At 43.5% G+C, this 14,027-nt stretch carries 9 protein-coding genes; 7 read left to right on the top strand and 2 right to left on the bottom strand.

Annotated elements, in window-relative coordinates:
* Positions 1–116 precede the first annotated feature (116 nt).
* Positions 117–1,574, top strand: a complete 1,458-nt coding sequence (locus MB380_RS01160; protein WP_253532310.1) for a Gfo/Idh/MocA family protein — start codon at positions 117–119, stop codon at positions 1,572–1,574.
* Between the two features lie 97 nt (positions 1,575–1,671).
* On the opposite strand, the gene MB380_RS01155 is transcribed toward MB380_RS01160, so the two are convergent.
* On the bottom strand, positions 1,672–3,213 hold the full coding sequence (locus MB380_RS01155) for a YifB family Mg chelatase-like AAA ATPase (protein WP_253532308.1): 1,542 nt from the start codon (positions 3,211–3,213) through the stop codon (positions 1,672–1,674).
* A 247-nt stretch (positions 3,214–3,460) separates the two neighbouring features.
* Between MB380_RS01155 and nadA the strand changes: the two genes are divergently transcribed.
* The 4 genes from nadA to MB380_RS01135 all read left to right on the top strand — a co-directional run bounded on the left by nadA (position 3,461) and on the right by MB380_RS01135 (position 7,240).
* Positions 3,461–4,420 carry a quinolinate synthase NadA gene (gene nadA, locus MB380_RS01150; protein ID WP_253532306.1) on the top strand — a complete coding sequence of 320 codons (960 nt, stop codon included), beginning with the start codon at positions 3,461–3,463 and terminating at the stop codon, positions 4,418–4,420.
* 103 nt (positions 4,421–4,523) lie between these two features.
* A complete protein-coding gene (locus tag MB380_RS01145; protein ID WP_253535493.1) occupies positions 4,524–4,943 on the top strand; it encodes a nucleoside deaminase in 420 nt (139 codons plus the stop codon).
* Between the two features lie 88 nt (positions 4,944–5,031).
* Positions 5,032–5,637 carry a superoxide dismutase gene (locus MB380_RS01140; RefSeq protein ID WP_101728205.1) on the top strand — a complete coding sequence of 202 codons (606 nt, stop codon included), beginning with the start codon at positions 5,032–5,034 and terminating at the stop codon, positions 5,635–5,637.
* A gap of 316 nt (positions 5,638–5,953) precedes the next feature.
* A complete protein-coding gene (locus MB380_RS01135) occupies positions 5,954–7,240 on the top strand; it encodes an aminotransferase class V-fold PLP-dependent enzyme (protein ID WP_253532304.1) in 1,287 nt (428 codons plus the stop codon).
* A 48-nt stretch (positions 7,241–7,288) separates the two neighbouring features.
* Here MB380_RS01135 and ileS read toward each other — a convergent pair whose 3' ends face one another.
* Positions 7,289–10,726: an isoleucine--tRNA ligase gene (gene ileS / locus MB380_RS01130; protein WP_253532302.1), complete on the bottom strand. Its 3,438-nt coding sequence runs from the start codon at positions 10,724–10,726 to the stop codon at positions 7,289–7,291.
* A 226-nt stretch (positions 10,727–10,952) separates the two neighbouring features.
* Between ileS and MB380_RS01125 the strand changes: the two genes are divergently transcribed.
* Together MB380_RS01125 and MB380_RS01120 are read left to right on the top strand one after the other, a co-directional pair.
* Positions 10,953–12,383, top strand: a complete 1,431-nt coding sequence (locus MB380_RS01125; protein WP_253532300.1) for a DUF1800 family protein — start codon at positions 10,953–10,955, stop codon at positions 12,381–12,383.
* Between the two features lie 51 nt (positions 12,384–12,434).
* Positions 12,435–13,637, top strand: coding sequence for a DUF1501 domain-containing protein (locus MB380_RS01120; protein WP_253532298.1), 1,203 nt, complete (start codon positions 12,435–12,437; stop codon positions 13,635–13,637).
* Positions 13,638–14,027: the final 390 nt, after the last annotated feature.

The raw sequence follows: 14,027 nt of genomic DNA, 5'->3' as shown, positions 1-14,027 counted from the left end.
TGACCCATTATAAATGCATAATTATTTACTTTAGCAAAGCCAAAACAACTAGCTTTGCTTCAGACCTTATTACCTAAAAACGTAATCATTCAATCCTTTTATACAGCGTTTTAAACATGAAAGAAAAATCAAGTGAATCCCGGAGAGAATTCATTAAAAAAGGAGCCATTGCGTCTTCTTTTTTTATAGTTCCCCGGAACGTGCTCGGTGGTATAGGGTTTATTTCTCCCAGCGACCAGCTTAACATTGCTGCTATCGGTGCCGGAGGTAAAGGCCGCAGCGACATCACCAATGCTTCAGTAAAAGGCAGAGAACGAATTGTGGCACTTTGCGATGTCGACTTTTCAGGCTCAGCCAAAGAAACTGTCAAGCTATTCCCTAATGCCAAGCTTTTTGCCGACTACCGCGAGATGCTGGATAAGCAAAAAGACATTGATGCTGTAACCATTTCTACGCCTGACCACGTACATGGGCCTGCAGCAGCTTTTGCCATGGAACGCGGCAAACACGTGTATGTGCAAAAACCAATGACGCACAATATCCGCGAGGCACGTATGCTAACCGAAATGGCCAGAAAGCATAAAATTGTGAGCCAGATGGGTAATCAGGGAGCTTCTAACCCTTTGCTTAAAACCGTACAGGCTTGGGTAGACTCTGGCAAACTGGGTAAAATTGCCAAAGTACAGATATGGACCAACCGCCCGGTATGGCCACAAGGAAATGCTATGCCAAAACCAGACGACAGCCTGAAACCTAAAGACTTAGACTGGAACCTCTGGCTGGGGCCAAATGAATATAAACCGTATATTCCGAATCTACATCCGTTTGGCTGGAGAGGCTGGTGGGATTACGGCACCGGAGCTTTGGGCGATGTGGGCTGCCACCTGATAGATATTCCGTTCAGAACATTAGGATTAAAATACCCTACTGACGCCGAATGTAGTGTTGCTTCGGTTTATACAAAAATGTGGTCGCCAGAATACAACCCTGAAGGTTGCCCGGCTTCTTCATTTATTACCCTTCATTTTGGCGCTACTGCTAAAAGTAAATCGCCGATTGAAATGACCTGGAGTGATGGAGGTATCAGACCTGCTCACCCGGATATCATACCGGCTAATGAGGATATTGGCGGCACCAACAGCAGCAATGGTGTAATGATTATTGGTGAAAAGGGCATTATAACCACGAATATCAATGACAGCTCGCCAATGATGCCTAAATTATTCCTGAATGATGGCACAAAAGAACTAGGCCCTGACCTGCCAAAGGATATAGAGCCGGAATACGGACACCAACGCAGATGGGTAGACGCCTGTAAGGCCGGCTTTAACAGCAAAGAACACAAAGGGCTTACCTCTTCTTTTGATTATGCAGGACCAATGACAGAAACTGTTTTAATGGGTAACCTGGCTATCAGAAGCTATATGCTACGCAGAGAAAACAGCAAAGGGCAGGCGGAATTCTACGCACGCAAAAAACTACTTTGGGACGGAGAGAACATGAGAATTACTAACCTGGAAGAAGCCAACCAGTTTGTAGGAAGAACTTCTTACCGCGATGGCTGGAAAGTTTAGTAAATTTGATTTTCAGAGATAATCAAGAAGGCTGTCATTGAGTTTTGAGCAATCAAAATCAAGAACAGCCTTCTCTTTTTTAAGCTACTTTCAATTATCAGCCCGCCCAGCTTTCTCTGTCCAGACTTCTGAACTGAATGGCTTCTGCCAGATGCTCAATCCTTATTTCTTCCGACTCTGCCAGATCGGCAATCGTGCGCGATACTTTCAGAATCCTGTCGTAAGCTCTGGCCGATAAACCCAGCCGTTCCATAGCTTTTTTCAGAAGCGCTTTTCCGGCATCGCCTATTTCACATATTTCTTTCACCATTTCGGGCGGCATCATGGCATTAGAATGAATATCCGGATATTTTTCAAATCTATTTGTCTGTATCTCCCTTGCTTTTATTACCCTTTCTCTGATAACAGCCGATGATTCATTCTTGCGGGTAGATGATATCTGGTCGAAACTCACCGGTGTTACCTCTACGTGCAAATCAATTCTGTCGAGCAAGGGCCCTGAAATCCGGTTCAGATATTTGCCAACGGTTCCGGGTGGGCAGGTACATTCTTTTTCCGGATGATTATAAAATCCGCAGGGGCATGGGTTCATGCTGGCTATGAGCATAAAATTGGCCGGAAACTCAACCGCCTGTCTTGTTCTTGATATCACCACCTTCCGTTCTTCCAGTGGCTGGCGCATTACTTCCAGTACGGTGCGTTTAAACTCGGGCAATTCATCCAGAAACAAAACCCCGTTATGTGCCAGCGAAATTTCACCGGGTTGCGGAAACCCGCCCCCTCCTACCAGAGCCGCATCTGAAATGGTATGATGTGGTGCGCGGAACGGCCTACGGGCAATTAATGAGGCCTTTAAGCCCAGTTTTCCGGCTACCGAATGGATTTTGGTTGTCTCAAGCGCTTCATGGAGTGTCAGCGGAGGTAAGATAGACGGAATACGTTTGGCAAGCATGGTTTTACCTGCCCCCGGCGGGCCTATCATAATTACATTATGCCCACCGGCCGCGGCAATTTCCATGGCTCGTTTGATATTCTCCTGCCCCTGCACATGAGAGAAATCTGCTTCATATTCGTTAATCGAGTTATAGAAAATATCACGTGTATCGGTTACCAGCGGCTCTATTTCTTTCTCACCGATTATAAAATCAATGGCTTCTGTTAAGGTCTTTACCCCAATAACATCCAGATTATTAACGATAGAAGCCTCCATGGCATTTTCAGCAGGCAGAATAAAACCTTTCAGCTTTGACCTCCGCGCTTCTATAGCAATCGGCAGCACGCCTTTAATGGGCCGAAGGGTACCATCGAGGGCCAGTTCGCCCAGAATCACATATTCTACCAGATTTTTAGCCGGGCTGATTAACTCACCCGCTGTCAGGATACCCACAGCCATCGGCAAATCATAAGCCGACCCTTCCTTCCGGATATCGGCCGGAGCCAGATTAATAACCGTTTTTTGTCTGGAAATCTGATAATTGCAGTTTTTTAGCGCAGCATCAATACGTTGTTGACTTTCTTTCACAGCACCATCGGGCAGCCCTACTATAGACATCCCGATGCCTTGTACTACACTTACTTCAACTGTTATCAAGGTGGCATTTACTCCATATACAGCAGCCCCAAAGGTTTTTGATAACATATAATCGTTTTTTTCTGTCAAATTAAACCATCATTTTAATACTAAACAAATCCTGCTTTCAATCAGGCAAACTTCGGCTTGTAAGGGCTATTGTTTTGGCTGACCCGGGAAACTATTTCAGTATGAATGAGATTTTGCGTAAGTAAAAATTGTTATTGCATTAAAGATACAAAAGTAGCAATATCTTTGCAGCTAAAACCAGTAAAGGTTTTGCGTTTTATTGACAGTTTTTACAAATAGAATGAAGATGGTAAAGGAAAATATTGATTATGTTGCTGAAATAGCACGACTGAAGAAAGAAAAGAATGCCGTTATTCTGGTACATTATTATCAGGTAGCTGAAATTCAGGACATTGCCGATTACATAGGCGACAGCCTGGGGCTTTCTCAGCAGGCAGCTAAAACAGATGCCGACATGATTGTTTTTGCCGGTGTGCGCTTCATGGCAGAAACAGCAAAGATATTGTCGCCGCAAAAGAAAGTGGTGCTTCCGGATATGAACGCTGGTTGTTCGCTGGAAGAATCAGCCCCGGCTGATGAATTTGCGGCATTTAAAGCGCAGCACCCGGACCACCTGGTGATATCTTACGTAAACTGCTCAGCAGCTTTGAAAACCCTGACAGACGTGGTTTGCACCAGCAGCAATGCGGTGAAGATTGTGGAGAGTTTTCCGAAAGACCAGAAGATAATTTTTGCACCTGATAAAAATCTGGGTGGATACATTAACAGAGTTACAGGCCGGAACATGGTTTTGTGGAACGGCGCCTGTATGGTGCATGAGACCTTCTCTGGCAAAATGATTCAGGATTTGAAAGCCAAACACCCTGCCGCGCTGGTTGTGGCGCACCCCGAAAGCGAAGAATCTGTTTTGCAACTGGCCGACTATATTGGGTCTACTACCGGATTATTAAAATACGTAATTAACAACCCTGAGAAAGAATTTATTGTGGCTACTGAGTCGGGCATTCTGCATCAGATGCGCAAAGCCGTGCCAGATAAGAAGTTCATTGTAGCGCCCACCTCTAAGAATGGCCATGCCTGCCTGGCTTGTTCTGATTGTCCGCACATGAAGCTTAACACCCTTGAGAAACTCTATTTGTGTTTAAGAGACGAAGCACCTGAAATAACCTTATCACCTGAAATTATTGCAGAGGCCCGCAAACCTATTGAAAGGATGCTGGAGCTTTCGGCGAAGTTTGGGTTGTAAATTTAATTTTGATTTTACCCGGGCTTCCTGTTTCAGGAAGCCATTATTATAACATTCTACTATTGTGGGTCTCTCTTATCCGCTATACTCGCACGAATACTTCATGGCCAAAGCATTAGATTTAGCCATTCAGGCAGGTGATGCCGGGGAAATTCCGGTGGGTGCAATTGTAGTAGCAGGTGGCAGCAAAATTATAGGCAAAGGTACCAACCAGACCGAACAACTGAACGATGTAACGGCGCATGCCGAAATCATTGCCATTACGGCAGCCGCACAATTTCTGGGTGCCAAATACCTGAAAGACTGCACCTTATACGTAACGCTTGAACCTTGTGTGATGTGCGCCGGGGCTTTGGGGTGGTCGCAGATTGACCGGATTGTATATGGGGCATCTGACCCGAAACGTGGTTTTTCCAGGGTTTCTCCCAATATTCTTCATCCTAAAACTACGCTCGTAAAAGGCATTCTGGAAAAGGATTGCGAAACACTAATGAAGAATTTTTTCAGAAATTTGCGAACATAATTTTAGCGCTTCGCGTTAAACTAATAGCTACGGCGTTACATTCAACACTAAGTTATTTGATAATCACAATTAAAACTTTCTTTAAGATATGGCATACACACTCGATCCGCTCCCTTATGCAAGTGACGCACTGGAGCCTCATTTTGATAAGGCAACAATGGAAATCCACCATGACCGTCATCACCAAACCTATGTAACTAATCTCAACAATGCCATTGCCGGTACTGAATTAGAAGGTTTAAGTTTGAAAGAATTGTTGACAAATATCAGCAAATACCCTGCGCCTGTAAGAAACAACGGTGGTGGCCATTTCAACCATGATTTATTCTGGAACATTTTGTCTCCTAATGGCGGTGGTGCCCCTACCGGCGACCTTGGCAAAGCAATTGATGAGGCTTTTGGCTCTTTTGATACTTTCAAAGATGAGTTTAAAAAAGCGGCTCTTGGACGTTTCGGTTCGGGTTGGGCATGGTTAGCAGCCGATGCCGATGGGAAGTTATTTATTACGTCTACTCCTAATCAAGATAATCCTTTGATGGACGTGGCAGATAAAAAAGGCACACCGATTCTGGGTCTTGATGTTTGGGAACACGCCTATTATCTGAAATTCCAGAACAAACGCCCTGACTACGTAGATACATTCTGGAATGTAGTGAGCTGGGATGCAGTAGCGAAATTGTATTCAGGTAAATAAAATTATTCTCGTTCTATTGATATATAAAAGCCGGCTCAAATCAGATTTTGAGTCGGCTTTTAATTTATCAATCGGCCTACCCGTTTCTTTGTTCTTTCAGTGTTTTGGTTTATTGAGTGTTTACTCCGGAGGTGCTTTAAGCCACTTCAGCTAAAGTGCATACATGTATATACATTGGCATTTTGTGTTTTTTTTGGATTTTGTAATGTATTTTAATGACATCCGGTCTAATCAGCAATAAATATAATTCTTCCATTTGTATCTGTTTTGCTTTTACTTATATTCGCAAACACTCAATTCCTAAACTACTGAATCAATGAACTCACGCCGGCACTTCATCCGCAGTGTATCTGCGCTCACCGGAGCATCGCTCTTACCCTCATTAAAGGCACTTTCAGCCGACGAGCTCGTAACCATCGGCTCATTAAAAACCAATAAATCAGCGTTGGAACTGGCATCTGACGAAGACTACTGGTATCAGATTCAACAGGCTTATACGGTGTCTCCTCAGATTATTAACCTGAATAACGGTGGCGTAAGCCCTGCACCCCTGGTGGTACAAAATGCCGTAGAACGTTATGGAAAATTTGCCAACGAAGCGCCCAGTTATTTTATGTGGCGCATACTAGACCAGGGAAGAGAACCCCTGAGAGAGAATCTGGCAAAATATGCGGGGGTATCGCCGGAAGAAATTGCTATCAACCGCAATGCAACCGAAGCACTGGACACCGTGATTCTGGGCTTACCGTTACAAAAAGGTGATGAGGTGGTAATGACCCGCTACGATTACCCGAATATGCTGCATGCCTGGCGGATGCGAGAAATGCGCGACGGACTGAAAATCAACTATGTAGATATAGACCTGCCGCTTGAAGACAACGACCTGATTGTGAAGAAATTTGTGGAGAAAATGACACCCCGAACTAAAGTGGTGCATATTACCCACATTGTAAACTGGAACGGACAAATTCTACCGGCAAGAAGAATAGCTGACGAGGCCCATAAAAGAGGCATTGAAGTACTGATAGACGGCGCTCATTCTTTTGCGCATCTGGAATATAAAATACCTGATTTAGGAGGTGATTATTACGGCACCAGCCTGCATAAATGGCTATCGGCACCCATAGGCTCTGGTATGTTATGGATAAAGAAAGAGAAAATCAGCAAGGTGTTTCCGTTGATACCTAATGATAAGCCCACGTCTGACAATATCCGTAAGTTTGAAAATCTGGGTACCAGACCTTTTATGATAGAGCAGGCCATTGGGCAGGCGCTTAATTTCCAGCTGGCTATTGGCAATGCCCGTAAAGAAGCCCGCTTGCGGTATCTGAAAAACTACTGGGCCAAAGAGGCTTCAGGTATTACAAAGTTTAAGCTGAATACGCCTTTAAAAGCCGAATACTCGGGTGCATTGGCGCATTTTGGCATAGAAGGCCTGGAAGCCGGCAAAATTGAAGGCGAATTGCTCGGGAAATTCAAAATACATACCTCGCCCGTTAAATGGGAAAAGTTGGATGGCGTACGGGTAACACCTCATGTGTACACTACTCTTAACGACTTAGACCGGCTGCTGGATGGCATAAAGCACATTGCTAAAACATAAAAAAAGGTGGAGCGCGCTCCACCTTTTCTGTATCTGTTTAATCAGTATTTACTTTGCTACTTCTACGTTAACAAGCAACAGGAACTCGTCCATTTCAATTTCAGCGGCTTGTACAATTGCCTCAGTTACATCCAGCGAAAGCGCCTGCACTTCCTGGCAGATATAATCTTTATTGGCCTGAACCGCCGCTACCAGCGTTTCATTATTGTTGGCTAACGATATCCTGATTTTATCGGTTACTTCAAAACCATTATCTTTTCTGTAGTTCTGAATACGGTTTACAAAATCGCGGGCGATACCTTCATAACGCAGTTCTTCAGAAATGGTCATATCCAGCGCAACTGTTAGCCCACCTTCGCTGGCAACTAACCAGCCCGGTACGTCTTCTGTCAGTATCTCAACGTCTTCCAGTTTCAGATGTGTAAACGCTGCCAGTGCTGACTGCGTGGCCAGTTCGCCGGTTTTTTCCAGTTCTTTCAGTTGTTCCGGAGTTATGGCAGTAATAAAGTTGCCCACCTCTTTCATGTCCTTGCCGTATTTAGGGCCCAGTACTTTAAAGTTTGGCTTCACTTTCTTTTTCAGGATACCAGAATCGTCATCCAGATATTCAACAGCCTTAATGTTTACTTCCGACTTGATGATCTCTTCTACATGACGAATCTTCTCACGCGTACTTTCAGAAAGCACCGGAATCAAAATTCTTTGCAGTGGCTGGCGAACCTTAATTTTATGTATTTTACGCAATGAGTGTACCAGCGATGATATTCTCTGCGCTAAATCCATCGACTCTTCCAAATCAGAATCTACCAACGTTTCGTCATATTTATGCCATTCAGTAAAGTGCACAGACTCATGCAAGAAACGGGTTTTGCTGGCTTTAGCTTCCTCACGGATACAATCAGTCATGTTTCTATACAACCAGTCTCCATAGAAAGGCGCAATAGGCGACATCAACTGCGAAACTGCAACCAGACAATGCTGTAATGTTTCATAGGCTGCCTTTTTGTTCTCGGTCATTTCGCCTTGCCAGAAACGGCGGCGGCACAAACGCACATACCAGTTAGAGAGTTGGTCACATACAAAATCCTGTATCAAACGCCCTGCTTTAGTAGGGTTGTAGGTTTCATATTGCTCTTCAACTTCTTTAATAAGCGTATATAATTTAGACAGAATCCAACGGTCCATTTCAGGCAAACGCTCATAAGGCACACGGTCGGCCTCTGTCATTTTATAATTATCAAGGTTGGCATACAGTGCAAAGAAATTATAAGTATTGGTAAGTGTACCAAAAAACTTACGTTGCACTTCTGTGATACCGTCAATATTAAACTTCAGGTTATCCCAGGGCTCGGCATTGGTAATCATATACCAGCGGGTTGGGTCGGCCCCATATTGAGATAGCGTCTCAAACGGATTGACGGCATTACCCAGGCGTTTAGACATCTTGTTGCCGTTTTTGTCAAGCACCAATCCTGTCGACACCACGTTTTTAAAGGCAATAGAGTCGTACAACATACCAGATATGGCATGTAGCGTAAAGAACCAACCGCGTGTCTGGTCAACACCCTCCGAAATGAAATCAGCAGGGTAATTATTATCAAAAACCTCCTTGTTCTCAAACGGATAATGCCATTGTGCAAACGGCATAGCGCCAGAGTCAAACCAAACGTCAATCAGGTCGGTTTCACGTTGCATTACTTTACCGCTGGTAGATACCAGATACACCTCATCTACATAAGGGCGGTGCAGGTCTTCTTTGTTATCGGCCAGCAATGCAAGAAAATACTCGTTTTTCTGCTTTTGTTCGGCAGATAGTGCCTCATCTTTCAGGGCATGCAGAATACCGTTTTTCAGTTCTTCCAATGAGCCAATACAAACCTCTTCACCATCTTCGCACCGCCAGATAGGTAGCGGAGTACCCCAGTAACGGCTACGAGACAGGTTCCAGTCTACGGCGTTTTCAAGCCAGTTGCCGAAACGACCCGTTCCGGTGCTTTCAGGCTGCCAGTTAATGGTCTTATTCAAGGCTACCAGCCTTTCTTTCATGGCTGTGGTGCGAATAAACCAGCTATCAAGCGGGTAGTATAGCACCGGTTTATCAGTACGCCAGCAGTGTGGGTAAGGGTGGTCAAACTTCTGAACATTGAAAGCCTTATTCTCTGTTTTCAGTTTGATACCGATGCGCTCATCTACCGACAGATATTTGTCTCGGCCCTGTTTCTGGCGTTCTGTTTCTTTTTCGTCGTCTGTCAGATATGCCTCTTTAACATACTCCAGGGCAAAGTCAGAAATTTCTTTTACAAAACGGCCACGCTTATCAACAATAGGCACCTCTTTGCCGTTTTCGTCTTTCACCATTATCGGCGGAATACCATTTTGCTGTGCAACACGGAAGTCGTCAGCACCGAAGGTTGGTGAAGTATGTACAACCCCTGTGCCGTCTTCAGTAGTAACAAAGTCACCTATAATAACTCTGAAAGCAGCTGCATCAGGCTGAACATAGGGCAATAACTGATGATACTCAATACCTTCTAATGTAGCGCCTTTAAATTCAGTTAGGATTGTCCACGGAATCAGTTTTTTGTCTGACGCAGCAAAGCCGTCAAAATCACCGTCCAGCCCTTTCTCAGAGAAATATTTACTCACCAACACTTTTGCCAACACCACATTTACCGGCAGGTAGGTGTACGGATTAAACGTTTTTACCAATACGTAGTCAATGTTTTTACCTACAGTAAGTGCAGAGTTGGCAGGGAGTGTCCACGGTGTGGTGGTCCAGGCCAATATGTACACCTCATTGCCTTGGGCTGCTTCAAACAAAAAGTCAGACTTGTCTGATTTCTTCACCTTAAACTGTGCCGTAAGAGAAGTGTCTTTCACTTCTTTGTAAGTGCCGGGCATGTTTAACTCATGAGACGAAAGCCCCGTTCCTGCAGCAGGCGAGTATGGCTGAATGGTATACCCTTTATAGAGCAGTCCTTTTTTGTAGAACTCCTTAATCAGATACCAGATAGACTCTATGTATTCGTTTTTATAGGTAATGTATGGGTTGTCAAGGTCTACCCAGTAACCCATTTTTTCGGTCAGGTCATTCCATTGGTCGGTAAAGCGCATCACCGTTTCACGGCATTTCCGGTTATATTCTTCAACCGATATCTTAATCCCAATGTCTTCTTTGGTAATACCCAGTTCTTTTTCCACTTGCAGTTCAACCGGCAGGCCGTGGGTATCCCAACCACCTTTACGTTTTACCTGAAAGCCTTTCAGGGTTTTGTACCGGCAGAAAATATCTTTAATAGTACGAGCCATTACGTGGTGGATACCCGGCGTTCCGTTAGCAGACGGAGGCCCCTCATAGAAAGTAAAAGCAGGTGCGCCTTCTCTTACCTCTACCGATTGCTCAAATACTTTATTCTTTTTCCAGAACTCCAGAATTTCGTCAGCGATGGCTGCGTAGTTAACAGATTTATATTCTTTATAATGCATATGTAAAAGCGAATATCGGCAGGCTTTACAAATCCTGCCTGAAACAGAGTGCAAAGATAACGATTTTTAGCCCATAGAAATAATTGAAACCAACAGATTTAAGGTTTTAATCAAATTCAAAACCTGGTTTATCCGGGTTTAAGATTAAAATTTTGAGATTAAATCATTCAGAATTAAACCGACAAACTGTATTGTTATCTAACACTGCACACATAAATAACAAGCCGTGTTACAAAAGCAAACCCAGCACTTGTTCTGGAGAGCGGGATTCGGAGCGCCACTCTCAACCATAAAAGAGGCCAAACACCATTCTGCCAAAAGAATTTTCAAGAGGCTGCTGAAAGATTCTGAATCTTTCAGCCCTATCGAAGTGGTGAAGCCTCCGGATACGACAGATACCTATTCTAAGTCAAAGGCAAATGCCATTGACAAAACAGACCTGGCACGCCTAAAAGAGAAGCAGCTTGAAATTGAGAAGCAAAGAAAGGAAGACCAAACCAGACTTAATATTGCCTGGATTGAAAAGATGAGTTCGGGCAAAGAGGTTCTGAGAGAAAAAATGGCATTTTACTGGCATGGACATCTGGTATCCAGAAGTCAGGATGCCTATTATTCGCAAAGCTATGTAAATACCCTTCGTAAATATGCTTTGGGGAAGTTCGGAGATTTGCTGCTTGCGGTTTCTAAAGAACCATCAATGCTACAGTTTTTAAATAACAGGCAGAACCGAAAAAAAAGTCCGAATGAAAACTTTGCCAGAGAATTGATGGAGTTGTTTACACTTGGCAGAGGCAACTACACCGAAAAAGACATTAAACAGGTAGCCAGAGCGTTTACAGGATGGGACTTTGACACAAACGGCCAGTTTGTTTTTAAAGAAAAACAACATGACGACGGCGATAAAACCATTTTTGGCAAAACCGGAAACTTTAAGGGAGAAGAAGTTATCTCTATGATTCTTGAAAAAAAAGAAACTGCCATTTTTGTAACAGAAAAAATTTACAGGCAGCTTGTAAATGAAGATACCGCTAACCCCTGGCATACCGAAAAAATACTAAAACTTGCTGAGCGGTTTTATGAATCGGGCTATGAAATTTCGCTTTTGCTTCAACATATTTTTACTTCAGACTGGTTCTTCGATGCGCGCAACATCGGGTCGCATATTAAATCACCCATAGAATTACTGGTGGGCATGAAAACAACCATGCAAATACATTTTGATGACCCGGAGGCACCATTGCTTATTGAGCGGCTGTTAGGCCAGATATTACTGTATCCGCCCAATGTAGCGGGGTGGCCGGGAGGCAAAAACTGGATCGACAGCTCCAGTCTTTTATTCAGAATGCAGCTTCCGTCTCTTATTTTTACAGACAGGCAACCCGAAATAAGCGCTAAAAGCGATGGCGACATCAATACGGAGTACCAGACACGTAAAAGAGGGTTCAGCGGTGAATCTGACTGGCTAAAATTAGCGCCATACTTTGCAGGCAAAAAAACTAACCTGCTGGAAGAAATGACTAATTATTTGCTGCAGGCAATGCCCGATGAAAGCATACTGAAAGAAATTGAGAGCCACGTTAAGGCCGGGCCACAGGTAGAGGCCATGAAAAAAACAACCATGTATTTATGGATGCTCCCTGAATACCAGCTATGCTAGGCATAACCTGTCAGTCTTTTTTATTTATACATTTAAATTGGTTTATCAATAATGGCATCAAGAAGAGATTTTATCAAGCAATCGGCATTGGCAACCATAGGCGGTATGCTGGTTCCTCATTTTCTGAAAGCCTACGAAACACAACACTTGGGTGTAGAGCCGGTGAACGGCAAGGTTTTGGTTGTTGTTCAGTTGTCAGGTGGTAATGATGGCCTAAACACGGTAATTCCATACACAAACGATATTTACTATAAAGCCCGGCCCAATATTGGTATTGCGCCTGACAAAGTACTAAAACTAAACGGAGAACTTGGCCTTAACCCTGCCATGGACGGCCTCAGACGATTATATGACGATGGCCTGGTGAGTATCATTAATAATGTTGGTTACCCTAACCCTGACCGTTCTCATTTCCGCTCTATGGATATTTGGCATACCGCCAGTGAATCAACCGAATACCTGAATACCGGATGGCTGGGACGATACCTGGATGCCAACTGCGCCGGGCATTGTACACCTTATCAGGCATTGGAAATTGACGACACCCTAAGCCTGTCAATGAAAGGCGAAAATGTAAAGGCATTGGCAGTAAAAGATACAGAAAAACTATACCGGCAGGTTAGCCGTCCGTTTATCAGAAAGGTTGCAGGTGTTGCGCCGGTGTCAGTCAATCAGAATCTGTCATATATGTATAAAACCCTTGCTGAAACATCGTCTTCAGCCGAGTTCTTACATACTCAATCAAAAATTTATAAATCTTCGGCCACTTATCCGGTCGGAGAACTGGGCCAGCGCCTGAAAACTATTGCAGAACTTATTATATCAGACCTGCCCACCAGAGTATATTATGTAAGCGTTTCTGGTTTCGACACCCACTTTAATCAGCTAAATCAGCAGGAAAGGCTTCTGCAGAACTACTCTTCGGCCATACAGGTATTCGTTAATGACCTGCAAAAAAACAATAAAATTAACGATGTTGTGATTATGACTTTCTCAGAATTTGGCAGAAGAGTAAAAGAAAATGCCAGTGCCGGTACAGACCACGGAACAGCTAATAATTTATTTTTAATAGGCGGTAGCCTCAAACGCCCTGAAATATTGAATGAAGCCCCTGATTTAACCAATCTGGATGAGGGCGATTTGAAATTTTCAGTTGATTTCAGAGATATTTATGAATCGTTGCTAAATGACTGGTTGCACTCTGACGCAAAAAAAATACTGGGCCGTGTATCAGGAAATTTAAAACTCGTCTAATTTTAAAAATATCCTGCTTCACATAAAAACCACTTAGTTTATACATCTTCTTTTTTTCTGCTTTTATGGTTATGAATTTTTTGTTTTCTACCTGAAAACAGAGAATTTTCTACTAGAATTGTAGGCTAAATTCACTTATATTTCTGTTATTTTGTGCCCTGACTTTTTAAAATTAACCTTTTTGCCTAAACCTTAATTTATCTTACTTCAATTAAGATAATTAGCATTGCAACCACTAAACACTGGTATACTTTGGCATACTGCCGGATATTAGGCCAAATGCTGTGCTTATATCTATAATTTTCAGCTTTATGGAAGGCAAATAGCAATAACCGCCAGAAACATTTCCGGCTTTTTTCTAAACCCTGATGATACTTAATTGAAAAACTT

The sequence above is a fragment of the Emticicia sp. 21SJ11W-3 genome (assembly GCF_024138715.1).
GTDB classification, from domain to species: domain Bacteria; phylum Bacteroidota; class Bacteroidia; order Cytophagales; family Spirosomataceae; genus Emticicia; species Emticicia fluvialis.
Note: the sequence above shows the minus strand (reverse complement) of the source record. Positions and strands in the feature narration are given on the sequence as shown.